The sequence below is a fragment of the Exiguobacterium sp. S22-S28 genome, assembly GCF_043359615.1.
Taxonomy (GTDB): Bacteria; Bacillota; Bacilli; order Exiguobacteriales; family Exiguobacteriaceae; genus Exiguobacterium_A.
Map to the genome: position 1 here is coordinate 127,120 of NZ_JBHFFC010000027.1, position 15,510 is coordinate 142,629.

At 44.4% G+C, this 15,510-nt stretch carries 21 protein-coding genes; 12 read left to right on the forward strand and 9 right to left on the reverse strand.

The features are described 5' to 3' along the window. Window positions 1-37 precede the first annotated feature (37 nt). A complete protein-coding gene (locus tag ACHA8N_RS10730; RefSeq protein ID WP_393965695.1) occupies window positions 38-1,978 on the reverse strand; it encodes a glycoside hydrolase family 3 protein in 1,941 nt (646 codons plus the stop codon). A gap of 306 nt (window positions 1,979-2,284) precedes the next feature. Between ACHA8N_RS10730 and ACHA8N_RS10735 the strand changes: the two genes are divergently transcribed. The 3 genes from ACHA8N_RS10735 (at window position 2,285) to ACHA8N_RS10745 (ending at window position 3,851) form a co-directional block, all read left to right on the forward strand. After that, the gene (locus tag ACHA8N_RS10735; protein ID WP_393965696.1) at window positions 2,285-2,947 is read left to right on the forward strand and encodes a type 1 glutamine amidotransferase domain-containing protein; all 663 of its coding nucleotides are present in this window, start codon (window positions 2,285-2,287) and stop codon (window positions 2,945-2,947) included. Window positions 2,948-3,002: 55 nt separating this feature from the next. Further along, entirely contained in the window at window positions 3,003-3,290 is a 288-nt protein-coding gene (locus ACHA8N_RS10740) for a putative quinol monooxygenase (protein ID WP_147512599.1), read from the forward strand. Between the two features lie 246 nt (window positions 3,291-3,536). Further along, window positions 3,537-3,851 carry a dihydrodipicolinate synthase family protein gene (locus ACHA8N_RS10745; protein ID WP_393965697.1) on the forward strand — a complete coding sequence of 105 codons (315 nt, stop codon included), beginning with the start codon at window positions 3,537-3,539 and terminating at the stop codon, window positions 3,849-3,851. 45 nt (window positions 3,852-3,896) lie between these two features. On the opposite strand, the gene tnpB is transcribed toward ACHA8N_RS10745, so the two are convergent. Beyond that, entirely contained in the window at window positions 3,897-5,072 is a 1,176-nt protein-coding gene (gene tnpB, locus ACHA8N_RS10750) for an IS200/IS605 family element RNA-guided endonuclease TnpB (protein ID WP_393965698.1), read from the reverse strand. A 230-nt stretch (window positions 5,073-5,302) separates the two neighbouring features. Further along, a complete protein-coding gene (locus ACHA8N_RS10755) occupies window positions 5,303-5,713 on the reverse strand; it encodes an Lrp/AsnC family transcriptional regulator (RefSeq protein WP_026828525.1) in 411 nt (136 codons plus the stop codon). A 153-nt stretch (window positions 5,714-5,866) separates the two neighbouring features. Here ACHA8N_RS10755 and ACHA8N_RS10760 point away from each other — a divergent pair, with 153 nt between their 5' ends. Continuing rightward, on the forward strand, window positions 5,867-6,631 hold the full coding sequence (locus ACHA8N_RS10760; protein ID WP_026828526.1) for an MBL fold metallo-hydrolase: 765 nt from the start codon (window positions 5,867-5,869) through the stop codon (window positions 6,629-6,631). Between the two features lie 132 nt (window positions 6,632-6,763). Beyond that, the gene (locus ACHA8N_RS10765) at window positions 6,764-7,633 is read left to right on the forward strand and encodes a PhzF family phenazine biosynthesis protein (protein WP_147512596.1); all 870 of its coding nucleotides are present in this window, start codon (window positions 6,764-6,766) and stop codon (window positions 7,631-7,633) included. 19 nt (window positions 7,634-7,652) lie between these two features. Here ACHA8N_RS10765 and ACHA8N_RS10770 read toward each other — a convergent pair whose 3' ends face one another. Both ACHA8N_RS10770 and ACHA8N_RS10775 read right to left on the reverse strand, forming a co-directional pair. Further along, entirely contained in the window at window positions 7,653-8,264 is a 612-nt protein-coding gene (locus ACHA8N_RS10770) for a hypothetical protein (protein WP_393965699.1), read from the reverse strand. 550 nt (window positions 8,265-8,814) lie between these two features. Next, window positions 8,815-9,135, reverse strand: coding sequence for a winged helix-turn-helix transcriptional regulator (locus tag ACHA8N_RS10775; protein WP_393965748.1), 321 nt, complete (start codon window positions 9,133-9,135; stop codon window positions 8,815-8,817). Between the two features lie 137 nt (window positions 9,136-9,272). Here ACHA8N_RS10775 and ACHA8N_RS10780 point away from each other — a divergent pair, with 137 nt between their 5' ends. Next, window positions 9,273-9,851 carry an NAD(P)H-dependent oxidoreductase gene (locus ACHA8N_RS10780; protein ID WP_393965700.1) on the forward strand — a complete coding sequence of 193 codons (579 nt, stop codon included), beginning with the start codon at window positions 9,273-9,275 and terminating at the stop codon, window positions 9,849-9,851. A 420-nt stretch (window positions 9,852-10,271) separates the two neighbouring features. Here the strand turns inward: ACHA8N_RS10780 and ACHA8N_RS10785 are convergent, their stop codons facing one another. Beyond that, window positions 10,272-11,135, reverse strand: coding sequence for a LysR family transcriptional regulator (locus ACHA8N_RS10785; RefSeq protein ID WP_393965701.1), 864 nt, complete (start codon window positions 11,133-11,135; stop codon window positions 10,272-10,274). A 116-nt stretch (window positions 11,136-11,251) separates the two neighbouring features. Here ACHA8N_RS10785 and ACHA8N_RS10790 point away from each other — a divergent pair, with 116 nt between their 5' ends. Next, window positions 11,252-11,761 carry a hypothetical protein gene (locus tag ACHA8N_RS10790; protein ID WP_393965702.1) on the forward strand — a complete coding sequence of 170 codons (510 nt, stop codon included), beginning with the start codon at window positions 11,252-11,254 and terminating at the stop codon, window positions 11,759-11,761. Window positions 11,762-11,817: 56 nt separating this feature from the next. Here the strand turns inward: ACHA8N_RS10790 and ACHA8N_RS10795 are convergent, their stop codons facing one another. The 3 genes from ACHA8N_RS10795 to ACHA8N_RS10805 all read right to left on the reverse strand — a co-directional run bounded on the left by ACHA8N_RS10795 (window position 11,818) and on the right by ACHA8N_RS10805 (window position 13,326). Then, on the reverse strand, window positions 11,818-12,117 hold the full coding sequence (locus tag ACHA8N_RS10795; protein WP_393965703.1) for a hypothetical protein: 300 nt from the start codon (window positions 12,115-12,117) through the stop codon (window positions 11,818-11,820). A 52-nt stretch (window positions 12,118-12,169) separates the two neighbouring features. After that, a complete protein-coding gene (locus ACHA8N_RS10800; protein ID WP_393965704.1) occupies window positions 12,170-12,346 on the reverse strand; it encodes a hypothetical protein in 177 nt (58 codons plus the stop codon). A 149-nt stretch (window positions 12,347-12,495) separates the two neighbouring features. Continuing rightward, the gene (locus tag ACHA8N_RS10805) at window positions 12,496-13,326 is read right to left on the reverse strand and encodes a MerR family transcriptional regulator (protein ID WP_393965705.1); all 831 of its coding nucleotides are present in this window, start codon (window positions 13,324-13,326) and stop codon (window positions 12,496-12,498) included. Window positions 13,327-13,405: 79 nt separating this feature from the next. Between ACHA8N_RS10805 and ACHA8N_RS10810 the strand changes: the two genes are divergently transcribed. The 5 genes from ACHA8N_RS10810 (at window position 13,406) to ACHA8N_RS10830 (ending at window position 15,486) form a co-directional block, all read left to right on the forward strand. Beyond that, window positions 13,406-13,753, forward strand: a complete 348-nt coding sequence (locus ACHA8N_RS10810) for a DMT family transporter (RefSeq protein ID WP_393965706.1) — start codon at window positions 13,406-13,408, stop codon at window positions 13,751-13,753. Then, on the forward strand, window positions 13,753-14,067 hold the full coding sequence (locus ACHA8N_RS10815; protein ID WP_393965707.1) for a DMT family transporter: 315 nt from the start codon (window positions 13,753-13,755) through the stop codon (window positions 14,065-14,067). Before ACHA8N_RS10810 ends, ACHA8N_RS10815 begins: the two co-directional genes overlap by 1 nt. Next, a complete protein-coding gene (locus ACHA8N_RS10820; protein WP_393965708.1) occupies window positions 14,067-14,798 on the forward strand; it encodes a carotenoid biosynthesis protein in 732 nt (243 codons plus the stop codon). The genes ACHA8N_RS10815 and ACHA8N_RS10820 overlap by 1 nt, the downstream gene beginning before the upstream one ends. Before the next feature lie 124 nt (window positions 14,799-14,922). Further along, window positions 14,923-15,177, forward strand: a complete 255-nt coding sequence (locus tag ACHA8N_RS10825) for a hypothetical protein (RefSeq protein WP_081776030.1) — start codon at window positions 14,923-14,925, stop codon at window positions 15,175-15,177. A 15-nt stretch (window positions 15,178-15,192) separates the two neighbouring features. Then, the gene (locus ACHA8N_RS10830) at window positions 15,193-15,486 is read left to right on the forward strand and encodes a hypothetical protein (RefSeq protein WP_393965709.1); all 294 of its coding nucleotides are present in this window, start codon (window positions 15,193-15,195) and stop codon (window positions 15,484-15,486) included. Window positions 15,487-15,510: the final 24 nt, after the last annotated feature.

A 15,510-nucleotide genomic window follows, 5' to 3' on the forward strand; every position in this document is an offset into this window, starting at 1 on the left:
CAATCAGAAAGATTGAGCTTACCTATTTTCATCGTCCTTACCGGTTCCAGTTCTTGAACCCGTCTCCAAATTCGAGATGAAGTGTGTTTCGGAACGTGCCGTCTTTAAACTTCGGTACGTCAACGGGCAGTTTTCCTTGTGGTTTCACTTCACCAAAGATGGCGCGGATTCCTGCCGGTAAATTTGGTCCGGCTGATTTTGTGTTCCCGGCTTCCGAGTCCGGACCATTGGGATCTCCCTTAAAGCCGTAGACAAGCAGTTGCGCTTTTGCGTCCGCTTGCACGGCGACATCATAAGGATTCCGAAGACTGAGCAGGACGGACGGTGTTCTGGTACGTTTCGCCTGACGGAACACTTCCGCCGGTACATAATGGTCCGCTGACGTCGCTTTCAGCTTGTCACTGTTGTTGACGTTTGAGCCGACGATGATGTAGTCCGCAGCTGCGACCTTTTCTTGCAGATTCGGATTTTGCTCCAGATGCGGCGTCGACGCCGTATAATTTTCCGTCAATATGTTCACGTGTTTCAGGTTACCGGCGTTTTTCTCAAGCGACCGAATTGTCTTGACCATACTGTCCGTCTGATCTTTTGCCGGTGACAAGACAAGGATCGTCTCCCTTTTTTTAGGTTTGAACGGCAATGTTTTCTTGTCATTTTTAACGAGTGTGACCGCCGCTTCCGTCATTTTCCGCTCAAGTGCCTTATGTTCCGGACTGCCGACGACTGTTTTCGCTTGCGCCAGCTTTTCATCGAGCGTGACCGGTGTGTCCGTTTCATTCCAAATGCCGCGTGTTGCTTTTAACGTCAAAATCCGCGAGACAGACTGATCGATGTCCGCTTCCGACAGTTCACCGCTTTCGACAGCTTCAATCACGTCGTCAAAAATCGTCTCGAGTTTCGTCACGTCTTGTGTCGACCGGAGAATCGTCGGCATCAAGGCGATATCGACTCCGGCTTTTAACGTCTTGATGACGGCTTCCGACTCCGTGAAGTTGTCGGCAATCGCCTGCATGTTCAAGGCATCAGTGATGACAAGTCCCTGATATCCGAGTTCTTCCCGCAAGACGCCGGTGATGACGTCATCCGATAACGTCGCCGGCAACGGGAACGTGCCTTGTGTCGATTCGACGACCTCATCCTCGATTTGCGGCATTCCGATATGTCCCGTCATGACCATATCGATTCCTTCGGCAATTGCGCGTTTAAAGGGAACGAGTTCCAGTTGCTTCAACTCTTGTAATGATTTATCGACGACCGGCAAGCCGTAATGCGAATCCACTGCCGTATCCCCGTGTCCCGGGAAGTGTTTTGCCGTCGCAGCGACACCCTGCTCCTGAATGCCTTGTGTCATCGCCGAGCCGAGTTTCCCGACCAGCTGTGGATCACTTGAAAACGACCGGACGCCGATGACCGGATTCCCGGGATTGTTGTTGACGTCTAGGACCGGACCAAAGTTGACGTTGATTCCAAGTGCCTTCAACTCGGACCCGATGATGCCGCCTGCCGCTTCAGCGTAGGATGCACTCCGGGTCGCCCCAAGTGCCATGTTGCCCGGTAAATTCGTTCCCGTTCCGAGTCGTGTTACGATTCCGCCTTCCTGATCAATCGTCACGAACAACGGGATATCGTTGCTTGTATCCTGCTTGACGACCTCCTGCAAGTCATGGACCAATTTCGTCGTCTGCTCCGTCTCACTGACGTTTTCCGCAAATAAGATGACGCCCCCTAAGTCAAACCGGTCGATGACCCGTCCGACTTCCGGTGCCAGCTTCGTATGATTGGCCCCGTCCCATAACCGGAAATCCGGCATGATCATTTGTCCGATCTTCTGCTCAAGTGTCATCTGATCCAGTTGTACGTCGACCCGTTCCGTGACGGAGGGTGTCGTTTCGGCCGCGACCGGTTGCATTGGCAGCGACGCGGCGAGTAGCGCCGTCGTCAATCCGAGTGTTGCTGTCCAGTTGAGTTTCTGTCCCATATGCTCAGCTCCCCTTTTGTTTTGACCCCTGCTTTTACATCCATGGTTTGGCGTTTTTCCAACCGCCGTTGGTACTTTCCCCTGCGTTCACCGTTAGTATAGCAACCACATTAAAAAGAAACAATGTTTTATTTGAAAGCGTTACCAATATAAAATAAAATTTCTTTACTACATCGTTCAATCAGTTGGATTTTACTATAAATTTATTTATAGATAGACCTATTTTTATTAATTTGTTTTTACATCAACTACGCGCTATTCTAATCACGTAGCGAATCACTGAACACATCCAAGGAGGAAATAAACATGAGTAAACACGTATTAATGGTCGTCACAAACGCCAGCGAAATGAAAGAAGGACATGCAACAGGCATTTGGTTATCCGAGTTCGGCGAAGCCTATGTTGCGTTCCAAAAAGAAGGCTATACGATTACGGTCGCCAGTCCAAACGGTGGACTTTCGCCAATCGACGCCCGCAGTCTCGAAGACGAAGTGCCGGCAGATATTCAAGCCACGGCGCCGCTGCTCGAAAACACACTCGATCTGAAATCGATCAGCGACTTCAGTGCGTTTGATGCCATCTTCATGCCGGGTGGTCACGGTACGATGTTCGACTTGCCACACAGCGATGCCTTGAACCACGCACTGCGGACGTTGTTTGAAGCGGGTAAAACCGTTGCTGCCGTCTGCCACGGACCAGCTGGACTCGTCAGTGCGACACTGACGGACGGAACACCACTCGTCGCCGGTAAAACGATCGCAACGTTCACGGATGAAGAAGAACGCGCGACAGGACTCGACATCTACATGCCGTTCCTGCTTGAAACACGTCTGCGTGAACTTGGTGCGAACATCATCGTCGCTGATAACTTCACAGAAAACGTCCAAGTCGACGGAAATCTTGTGACGGGTCAAAACCCACAATCTACGATTGCCGTCGCAAATGCCGTCATCAAGACACTTAACTAAACAATCAAGGGAGATCCTTTTCACGAAGGATCTCCTTTATTAGGAGGTTCGATTCATGATTCAACTGATCGCCCGTATCGAAGCGCATCCCGGACAAGCGGAACAACTCGCTCATGTCATCGAAGGTGTGATCCTGCCTTCCCGTGCCGAAAGCGGTTGCCTGACCTATCAAGCACACCGCGCTGAGGACGATACGCATGTTTTTTACTTTTATGAGCAGTGGCGTGATCAAAAGGCGTTTGATGATCACGTTGCTTCGGTGCATTACCAAACGTACCGAACGGATAGTGCCAACCTTGTCGCCGACCGTTCGTTGACGTTTTTACAAGATGTTTCTAGGTGATTTCGAAAATGAACCTACTCGAAAAATTTCGGATGGATTTCAGACGGAAGACAAAAAAACGATTTTTCTCGTAATCGAGAAGAATCGTTTTTTTGCTGGCTTCTAATCGTTTTCACTAAACAAACATTGTTTTTGAACTTTATAATTTCTACGTTTGTTCATCTGGAATGCTAAGTATGAATATGTCATACTACTCTCGAATAACACGGAGTTCATACAAAATACTGAGGACAAAGGAGCAATAATATGTTGAAAGAAGCATTTCACATTGCTGTACCAACTGCATTTTTTCCAGATGAAACTTTGAATGTCGACGGAACAATTGAACATATTCGATATTTAGTCGACCAAGGAGAAAAGTCGATTCTTGTGTGCGGATCGACTGGAGAGCAACATAGCCTGAAACTGAAAGAAAAATTAGTTTTACTCGAGGCGTTGATGAATGAAGCATATTTACTTAATGACGAGATAGAGGTTTTATTTGGCGTATCCGCAATTAGACAAAAAGAATCCGTTGACTTAGCTCACGCCTTGAACTACCTCCACCTACGCTTCACTTAGAGGTGAAGGATTCCTGAGTTATCCGACCTAACGGTCGAAACCTGATCAGGCTAACCCCGTCGTCCCGACGGTTGAAAAAGCTAAGATACGTTCGGCTTCTTGTTTAAGATTCAGTCCTGCGTTCACATCTCGGTCGTGATGGATCCCGCAATTCGGGCATGTCCATTCACGCAACCCTAGATGTTTCACATCCTTGTGTTGATGGCCGCAACTCGAGCACAGTTGGCTCGAAGCAAAGGTCTTGCCGACCTTCACGACGATCTTCCCGTACCAGTTCGCCTTGTATTCCAGCATACGGAAGAACTCCGACCAGCTGACGTCCGAGATGGACTTGCTCAACTTACGATTCTTCTGCATGTTCTTCACTTGCAAGGTCTCGATGCCGATGACGTCGTGGTTTTTGACGATCTCGGTCGATACCTTGTGCAGGAAGTCGGTACGCTTGTTGGCAATCTTTTCGTGGATACGAGCAACCTTCCGCTTCTGCTTCTGATAGTTCCTCGCCTCGGAAAGCTTGACTTTCTTGTTCAGAGCGATGCGTTGACGGCGGGAGAGCTTGCGCTGTTCGCGTACCAGTTTCTTCTCAAGCGAACGGAAGTAACGGTCGTTCTTGTATATCGTGCCGTCCGAGAGGATGGCAAAGTTCTTGAGTCCGACGTCGACACCGACGGATGAACCGGTCTTCGGCAGTTCGTTGATCTCCTGCTCGACGAGCAGGGAGACGAAGTATTTTCCTGAAGCGTTGCGTCGGATCGTGGTGTTCAAGATACGGCCTGTGATGTGTTTCGAATGGGCGAAACGTACCCATTTCAGCTTCGGAAGTTTGAGCTGGTTGCACACAATCGAAACTTCAGGAAGCTGGTTTTTGCCTTGGATGTTGGTCTTGTACGACTGGACGGGATGGCGCTTGGACTTGAAACGAGGGCGTTCGTTCTGCTTCTTGAAGAAGCGGTCAAACGCATCAGCAAGATGTTTGACGCTGATCTGAACAGAGGTACTATCCACTTCCTTCAACCAGTCGAACTCCTGCTTCAACAAAGGAATTTCTTTGGAACAAGAACCGTAGGACAGTCCTTTTCCAGTGGTCTTGTACAATTCATCCCACTTCGCCAAGAAGTGGTTGAAGATGAAGCGTGAACACCCAATCGTCTTCGCAATCAGGATTTCCTGCTCTTTTGTGGGGTAGATTCTGAATTTGTAGGCCTTGTGCTTCAACACCATTTTTCACCTCCTTCAAAGAGAATATACCCAAAAAACAGGCTGGCGATTCATCTCCTACTTTCACTAGGGCTTCGCCCTTAACGTTTAGAAGTGGGCGTATTCTCGCCTAATTTTGATAAAGATCACTCTGTCACTTACTGAAAGCTATTGAAAACGAACCATATTAGAATTAGATCCTTATCTATCGTTTATTTTTAGCTAGTTGAATCTAAACAAAACAACATGACAGTTCATGGTTCGATGACGATTGAGAGTTTGTAGTTCACATACTTACTTAACCCTTTCAAAAAGGCGTTCAGTTCACCATTCGATGGAAATCTGCACTCCAATAGGTAACATGATTCACCACTCAGCTTATAATTTCGCCTGACATATTTACGATGTTCTTCTAAGAACAATAAATAGGGATCATGGAACGAGGAAATCATAAAGATGTTCACCATCGCATGAACGGTGTTTCCTATCTTCTCTTCATCCACCGTAATGGAATAGTTCCGGATGACGTCAGATTCCTCAAGTTTCTTCACCCGAGTTGCTACCGCCTGTCCAGTCAAATGTACACGTTCTCCAAGTTCCCGCATCGTCATCCGACTATTTCGGTTTAGTTCTTCCAGAATTCTATAATCTGTTCGATCAAGCATGGCTGCTCCTCCTTTATTCGCAAAAGAACGATCTATCATGACATCACTTTCAAATATCAAGTTTTTTTATCTATTTACTTGATTTCTTCTATGTCTTATTCGCACATTCTTTTTTTATACTATAGTTATCATACGATAAAAGGAGAAATGATGATGAATATTCAACTTATCCGAAATGCGACAATCCGACTGGAGTACGCGGGACTTACTCTCTTAGTTGATCCATTTTTGGCAGATCAAGGTGCGTACCCTGCATTTCCGAACTCAGTCCGACAAGACCAAAAAAATCCTTTGGTAGACTTACCTCTGACGGTAGAAGAAATTATCGATGGCGTGGATGCGGTGATTCTGACCCACCTCCATCTTGATCATTACGATGAAGTCGCCAAACAACATCTGCCGAAGGATGTGAAAGTATTCGTTCAAAATACCGAAGATCAAGCTCTAATCGAAAATGATGGATTCACCAACGTCGAACTATTGACAGATGAATCTACATTTAAAGAAGTAGAACTCATTAAAGTAAAGGGGGAACATGGACGAGGCGAGATTCTGAAACTGACAGGTGAAGTATGCGGAGTCATTCTCAAACATGATACAGAACAAACACTATATATTGCAGGCGATACTGTTTGGTATGAGGAGGTTGCAAAAAATATTAAGTCACACGCCCCTTCCGTCATCGTCGTGAACGCCGGCGACAATCAATTCCATGCAGGCGGCTCTCTTGTGATGGGGAAAGAAGACGTACATGCTGTTCATCAATCAGCACCAGATGCCTCCATCATCGCCGTCCATATGGAAGCCGTCAATCATTGGACTTTATCAAGAGAAGACTTACGCAGATTTGCGGCGTCGAAGCATTTTTCTAGTAAACTCGTCGTTCCTGAAGACGGTCAAATCATTAATACTCTATAAAAATCTGTATCCCGATGTTGATTCCGCTTGAACTTCCTCCCCCGCCTACACTTAGAGGGGGAGGATTCCTAAGTGAAAATGACACGGAGGTGCTTTCCGCTAAATTTCAAACATTTGAAAAGGAGTAGACTCATGAAACAAGAGGTGTTTACAGTCCGATCTTTCGCAAAAGATACCATTGGAGGAAATGAAGCAGGAGTAGTCTTAAATGCAAATCATTTGAAAGAAGACCAGATGAAAAAAATTGCGCTGCTTTTGGGTTACAGTGAAACAGCTTTTGTGAGCGAATCGGATATTGCAGATTTCAAAGTCCGCTTCTTTACTCCAGAATATGAAGTAGATCTTTGCGGCCATGCGACGCTCGCTGTTTTTCATATTTTATTCAGTGAAAAAATCATAAGTACAGGCACTTTTTCACAAGAAACCCAAGCTGGAGTGTTAGAGGTTGAAGTAAAGCAGGACGGGACCATCATGATGAATCAAAACCGGCCACAATTCTTGGATATATTACAGAAGGACGAAATAGCACGGTCATTAAACATTGATCCCACTGAAATATTAAGTGATTTGCCCATTCAGATCGTTTCTACAGGTCTAAGAGATATCATCATCCCGATTAAAAACCTTAAAACACTTCAGCGAATAAAACCAAACTTTTCCGAGATTGCAGCTGTCAGTAAAAAATATGACACTATAGGGTATCATCTATTTTCATTCGATACCTTGGGTAACGCAAATGCACATACAAGAAATTTCGCGCCTTTATACGGTATCCCAGAAGAGTCTGCTACAGGAACATCCAATGGTGCTTTAAGTTGTTACTTATTCAACTATAAAAAACTGGAGAACAAATCCGTAGAAAACATTGTGATTGAACAAGGTTATACAATGAAGAAACCTTCAGAAATTTTTATTGGATTGCTATGCGATGAAACCGGAATTACACGTGTAACCGTTGGTGGTAGAGCTGTCTTAATCGAAAAAAGAGTTTTGGATGTGTAAAAAAGAGACCGAGACATTATTAGCTGACTACACCTGTTTCACTACAATAAAATTCTACTGGAATGTTGTGAGTTGAAATAACTCCATTGGAAGAAAATTTCCCGCCAACAGAAATATCGTAGGTTCTTCCTCCATCGATCATAACAGTCGAATATCCTGACTGAGTCCATTTTCCTTTACTCGACGTATCTTTAGATGTTACCGAGTTAACATCTGAGAAGAATTGTCGACCTGCTGACTCTCGAAGCGCTGTATCGAATAATCCTGTAATTGCGATCCCGACTGAAGTACCTTGAGCATTAATCGTTTTTGTTTTTGATTTAGATACAGCAGCTTTTGCTGAAACATTGAAAGAAGGTTCGAACTCCAATCCGACTCGATCTTCAGCAATTCGCTTGAAGCTTTTAGGGGTAACCCAGTCAGATTTTTTAAAATCTTTTTTTGTTACCAATTCAAGATCTGCCTCTGGATGATCTTTGTTGATTGTATCAATTATGACTGAATACTGTTTGTAATACTTATTTTTTTGATTTTGAGTCAGTGAATTCTCTTTACTTTCTGCTGATGCTCCGTTGACCAATGAGACAGTCAATACAGCACCTAATGCCGTTGACAATAATGCATTTTTCACGTTCATTTTGTTCCCTCTTTCTTTTTTCAGCATATTTAATACACTGTAAAAATAGCACGATGTTGAATTTTTTTTATACTTTTACAATTCGTTTTTCTTATCTTAATCACATTATTTTTTAATAGTTAATTACTTACATTGAATTTATTGTTTGACTAAAAAGAAAACTATTATAGAGTTAAAAAATATTAAAATATGAATTGGTGATATTCAATTAATTTTTATTGAAAACGTATTTTTCACTTTATTTTTATCAATTCCTTATAGCAAAAAATTATTTCCAATATCTTCCACTCTATATTTTCAGTCGCAAATTTAGAGGCTACTCATGCATGAGCTACATTGCTCTTTTTACTCGAATGGAGAGACTGGGACATAACTAGCTGACTTTTATAGAAGAAGGCCCTCGAAACGTTTTTCGTTTCGAGGGCCTTCTCATTTATAAAGCTGAGTTATGTCCCAGTCTCATTTTCTTCAATAAACTTCTTTAGAATCAGCTAGTCATGTCCAAGCTTCTTTCCTTTTAATTTCTTAAACTATACTGTTTTTGTTATTTCAATTGTCTTTCTCCCCAATCACAAATCACATCCATAACCGGAATTAACGATAAACCACGTTCAGATAAGCTGTACTCTACTTTAGGAGGAACTTGAGGATATTCTTTACGTCGTATTAAAGAATCTTTTTCTAACTCTTTCAAAGTATTGGATAACGTTTTGAAGGAAATCATACCGAGTTGACGTTTGAGTTCATTATAGCGAATCGGCCCGCCGTATATATACAATGTATATAAAATTTTCATTTTATATTTTCCTCCTATCAATGACAAAGTGTAGCCAAAGCCTGTATTAGTTAGAACACTTTGGGATATACAAGAGTCGACTTCTACCTTTACATTCACATTTACACTCTCCTTTTGGTTAGTATCTAACTTTAATTACCGTACTTGTCTTCTTTTATAGCACAAAATACAATACATGTGTACCACAAAAAGAGGAGGAATTTTTTATGAAGACTATTGTTTATGCACACCCATGGGAGGGCAGTTACAATCATGCGATTTTAACCGCCATTACAAAAGACTTACGTGAGAAAAACCAAGAATTTCAAGTAATCGATCTTTATAAAGACGGTTTTAATCCTGTTTATTCTGCGGAAGAACTTAAACTATTCAGCCAAGGGGAAACCACCTATCCTTTAGTGAAAGAGTATCAACAACAATTAAACAAGACGACTGAGTTGATTTTCGTCTTCCCTATCTGGTGGTTTGACTTACCTGCTATTTTGAAAGGGTTCATTGATAAAGTGATGCTCTTTGGTTTCGGTTATTTGGAAGACGAAGAAGGAAATTTGACAGGATTATTGACACACATCACAAAAACAACTATCGTCACTACTTCTACTGCAGAGCAGAACTTCTTAGAGAACGAGGGTGGTAATGCAATTCAAGGTGTATTCATCAACCGGACACTTGCCGATATCGGTATTAAAAATGATCTGACTAAGTGGATTCATTTTTCTCGAGTAAACTTGACTACAGATGGAGACCGAAAACAATTCCTCGACGAAATTGCTCAGAAAATCTGAGGAGTACAGAAATTATAAGAACACTAAAACTGTCTTTGGACACAATCGTAAAGAATATGTCGAATTGTGGCGTTCAAGATACGGCCTGTGACCTTTTTCGAATGGGCGAAACGAACCCATTTCAGCTTCGGAAGTTTGAGCTAGTTGCATCCAATCGAGACTTCAGGAAGTTGGTTTTCGCCTTGGATGTTGGTCTTGTACGACTGGACAGGATGGCGCTTCGACTTGAAACGAGGGCGTTTGTTCGCTCGAAACCGCTTCCTAGGGAAAAACAAGCAAGAGCGACCCTGCAGCGAAGCGAAGCGGCGCAATGCTTGTCTCAGGAAAACGATTCGAGGCGAATAAAAAAAACGATCTTTCTTGTTTAAGAGAAAAATCGCATTTTGTCTTCAGTCTGAAAGTAGAATCCGCAATCGGATTCTACTTTTTGTGTTGCAAGGCAGCTAAAATATCGAGCATCAACGGATCATGCCGCGATTCGGTCCGGTACGCCATGTAGATATGGTTCGTCGCAAAACGCTCCGGTGCGATGACTTGAATCGTTTCGTCTTTGAGCGCTTGACGAATCAAATAATCCGGCAACACACTGACACCATGCGAAGAAGCGACGGCTTTTAATATGGCATCGACGTTCGGCAACACCATCTCCGGTCGAATGTCCGGCCGTTCCCCGAACTGTGTCTGGTAATACCGGCGGATGATCGGCAGTTCGAGTCCATAGCTGATCCACGGCTGACGATCCATCCAGCCCTTCAAATCATCGTCCGGTTGCTCCCAGGCGTAAGGGGCGACAAGGAAAAATGCTTCGTCAGCAATCGGGACAAACTGAATGCCTGGTTCTTCGACACGTTTCGTCGAGATGACAAAATCGAGTTCACCTATTGCGAGCCGCTTCAGCAATTGGTCGGTCAAGCCGAAATCGCCGATGTACTGGGCGAAATCAAGCGGCAGGACCGGAATCACTTCGTGGGTGATGAACTCGGTCGGTCCACCGAACTTCAACAGCGGACGCACCTGTTCACCTGCGACATATTTCATTTCGAGCGACAGTTCTTCCAAGCGGTCAATCAAACCGACGACTTGCGTATACAGCTCCTTGCCAGCATCGGTCGGAACCATCTGCCGCGGGGCGCGAATGAACAACGAGCTTTGCAATTCCGCCTCGAGGGCCGCGATATGCTGGCTGACGGCGGGTTGCGTCAAAAAACGGATCCGTGCGGCCGCTGAGACCGAACGTTGTTGGTACACATGGATGAAGCTCCGGTACCATTCAAAATCTATCATTGTATTCGCTCCTTTTCCTGCGATACTTTAAGTATAGGGAGCCGTCAGGCATTAGACAAATAACATTTCAAGCAGACATCCATAAGAATATTAATAGTCGGAAAGGATTGATCCATATGAAAAAATTCAGAGGCAAACGCCGTTACTTCCGAAATCTGCAAAAGAAACAACAACCTAGCGCTCATCCGCTCGATTTCAGTTCCGACAGCTGGTTCGATTTTTGGCACGTCCACCTTGATTTTGACGGGTTCGGAAATGATCACCTTAAAATGCGAAAAGCACATGTCCAGGCATTGTTTCATCTGATGGATGAGTTAAACGCCGCCCTTCAAACGTGGGGTCAGCCGTACCAGCTCTGGATCGAACTGTCCCGGCTCGATGCAGGATTGGACGCCGTTTTTATTCATACACGGAATCCGAACGATGATAATTTTCCGTTTACCGATCCAACTTTAACGAAACCGACCGAAAGATTGCCGGACTATTTGCAAACCATCGAGGGTTTGGAGCAATACCAAATCCGGTTGTCCGAACGAATCACATATGATGCGTTCGACGACGAACCGGAAGAAATCACGGATCACATTCTCGTCATCGAACGACGAGGGAGTCGTTACCTTCTTTAACCACGTACATACGGACGGTCCTATGAAAGGAACCGTCCGTCGACAGCGACTGACCTTTAAATTCTTTTGAAAATCATTTTGGAACCGGCAAGGAACACGATCAGAAGTACGCCGCCGAATACGAGATTGAACAGCCAAGGCAACGTTCCCATAAAGACTTCTCTTGCCGCACCGTTGAACCAGTAAGCTAGAGCCGTGAACAACACCACACTCATCAGCAGGATAAACGAAAAGCCGCTGTCCTGCTTCTGCGTTTTTTTGGCAATCCTGTAACCGATGAGAAAAACAACCACTGCCCCAATTGTAAAATAAATGTAAAACCATGCATCGACCGAAAACATTAACGAACTATTCAAATCGACTACCCCCTATTAAGAAATGAATTTCCTTAATAAGGAATACGTCATTTTACCCCCTAATTCCTTTCGCCTGATCATACAAACTAATCGCCTGCATCATTCGCTCCTGCATCTCGATGCGATCCAAGACGCCGAGTCCCCCGCTGTTTCGACATGGTTGAGTCCAGTGCACGACTCCCTTTTTAATATGGTCGGCTTTCGGTTCCCTGTTCAGCCGCTTCTTCACGCGGTATGACCGCCTTTTCCGATTCACGATGTCCGCCTTACTGGTTTACTCGGCTGTGACGATATTCTAATTAAATGGACGGATGCCCATCTGACAGGAGCATCCGTCCGTTTTTTGTTATGATGAGACGACCTTACAAATCCCTCCCATTACTTCACGGCAATCGGAATCTGTATTTCAAAAAGCGATTCTTCTAGTCGATCGGTCACCGAGACATCCACTTCGACCATTTGAATCGCATGACCGACGATTTTCATGCCTTCCCTCTCTATATATTCCATCATCTGACTTAAACATGTGTTCCGGTCCCAGACTTCACCAAAATGACGCAGACAGACGTATGTTCCACTTGGCACTTGAATGAGGTCTTCTTTTGAATAATCGTTCGGAAAAGACGTTTGAGCAACCAACACAGCTGTTTGTTGATCTTCTAGTCCCTCTTGTAGACTCGCCTCAAAAAACAATCCTAAAAAACTTCCTGCTACCAATGATACGTTCTGCATCAGCAAACGTTCGATTTCAATCGCAGCGTAACTCAATTCAATATCATTCGTCACTGTCCGATTGGTCGTTAAAAAATACCGTTTCGGAATCCTCCGGATATGCGGCTCCACTGTTGCCCCCTCTTTCGAAATCCGTCTCAAATCATTCATCTTTTGGCTCAGACTGCTTTCGATCCGGACAAGCTGATCGATTTTAAGTTGAAGCTTTTTTTGGTGTGCTTCCATGATGTGAAGAGACTGTTCTACATTCCGTTCTTCCAGGAAAGATTTGATTTCTTTTAAACTCAACCCAATCTCTTTTAGTTCCCGAATCGTTCCGAGCACTTCATATTGATGAATCGAGTAATAACGATATCCGGTAGACGGATCAATGACATGCGGCTTAATTAATCCAATCCGATCGTAATGGCGTAACGTTTCCGGAGTCATATGACGCAATTTAGCCATTTCACTGATTGAAAGTAACTCTTTATCCATAAATTCTTTCCTTTCATCTTGACCTTTGTGTAACACAAAACTTTATAGTGAATATCATCATTATAAAGGAGTGGTACAAATGAATCGAAATTGGGTATTCGTCCTGCTTGCAGGTATTGTCGAAATTGGTTGGGTGATCGGCTTAAAACATTCCAGTTCTCCAATTGAATGGGGACTGACAATCATCGGCATCATCGTGAGTTTTTCTTTAGTCATCAAGGCAACCTCTCAGTTACCGGTCGGCACTGCTTATGCCGTCTTTACCGGAATCGGTACGGCGGGGACGGTCCTCGTCGGCGCACTGTTGTTTGAGGAACCTTTGTCCGGGATGAAAATCATACTCATCATCACGTTAATGACGGGCGTCATCGGCTTAAAATTAGCGACACCTGACTCAGCACCTGATACGAAAGGAGCAATCAAATAATGCCTTGGATCATATTAATATTTGCCGGAATTTTTGAAGTGATTGGTGTTTCAAGCATCAATCGTCTCAATCGCCAATTTAACCTGTCATCACTTTTCATTTTTATCCTGTTTTTTGGTCTCAGTTTTTCGTTCTTGTCGATTGCTATGGCAAGTATACCGATGGGAACAGCTTATGCCGTTTGGACAGGAATCGGCACGGTCGGTGCCACCCTGCTTGGAATGTTTCTGTTTAACGAAGAAAAGTCATTCAAGCGCCTTCTGTTTTTAGGAATGATTCTGATTTCCGTCATCGGATTAAAGGTATTGGAGTAATGAAATCATTTCACGACCGTGTCTGGCTGCTTTTCATCATTTGGTTCTCATGCGGAATCATTTTAGTCGGATTTTCTCTTTTACCACCGTGGTTAGAGTGGGCAAATGCCGTCTTTCTTTTCCTCTCGGGGACGTATGCGGCGTTTTACCTATGGCATGTCTTGCCACGTGGTCGTTGGATTATTCCACTGATCTTTTTTGGTTCCATCCTGATTGAGTCGTTTGGAACCCACACCGGCTTATTGTTTGGAGCATACACGTACATGTCGGATTTTGGTCCAATGGTCTTCGGTGTCCCGATTACAATGGGACCGGCCTGGTTATCCGTGATGGGTGCCAGTCTCGCATTCTCGAAACTGTTTGATTTTCGCTATCGCACGTTACTGCTTGTGCCGCTTTTCACCGTCTGGCTCGATTTAGCGATTGATCCCGTCGCTGCGGTCAAACAATACTGGATTTGGCATGAGACCGGGATGTATTACGGGATTCCCGGTCAGAACTTCTTCGGTTGGTATGTAACTTCCCTGTTTTTCTCTTGGTTCATCGCAAAGTACGAAGAGCCATCGACCGATCATCGACTTGAGCACAATAATCAACTGCTGTTCCTCATGCTCCATCTCTTATTTGGTGTAACAGCTTGGAGCAATGGTCTCCACGGTGTTTTCCTGATTACACTGTCTTCGATTGCGGTTTATCTTTTACGTCATCGAAGACAACGAACCGTCAATTAGCTGATTTCGATCCCTGAATATCATGTCAAATCGTCAAAAGAAGGAACCCTCGCTCTGATGAGCATCCGTCCGTTTTTTGTTATGATGGATATGGGGAAAACAGGATAAAAGCAGTGGTTCGAGCATGCCGATTCGTTGGAAAGAAGAAACCATCGTATTTGAGACCTTTCGTGAGGCAGACGTCTGGGCGGATGCACTCGCAAACGAAATCTACGGTCGTACGATTAACGGGTACTGTACACCAGACCATAAGATTGCCTGTGCCCTGACCTTTTATTTGGCACATGTGCCGGAATTCCGGGTTCAAACGGCAGAAATACCATTTGAAGATCTCACCTATTATCAAGTATGGGTAGAGATCGTTGAACTCCAGGCGTAAGGAAAGGAGAACATCATGAGCGATCCTGTTGAAACGTTACCGTTTTACTTACGACGCTTTCCGTTTTTTGTGATTTCCTATATTGTTGCTCCTTTAGCCTTCTTATTGCTGTTGATCCACTGGAAATCGCTCCGTCCTCAAACACGGGACGCACGGCTGATTGTCTCCTCCTTGTTCCTGTTGTTGTTCCTCGTCGATTTTTTCCCGAGAGGATGGTACCAAAATGCGATGCTCGCATTTGCCATCACTGTCGGACTGTTCATCACTTTCATCGGACTTGAAGGGAAACGATCAAAACATGAAACATAATGTAACATATTGGGGGGGGCAAAA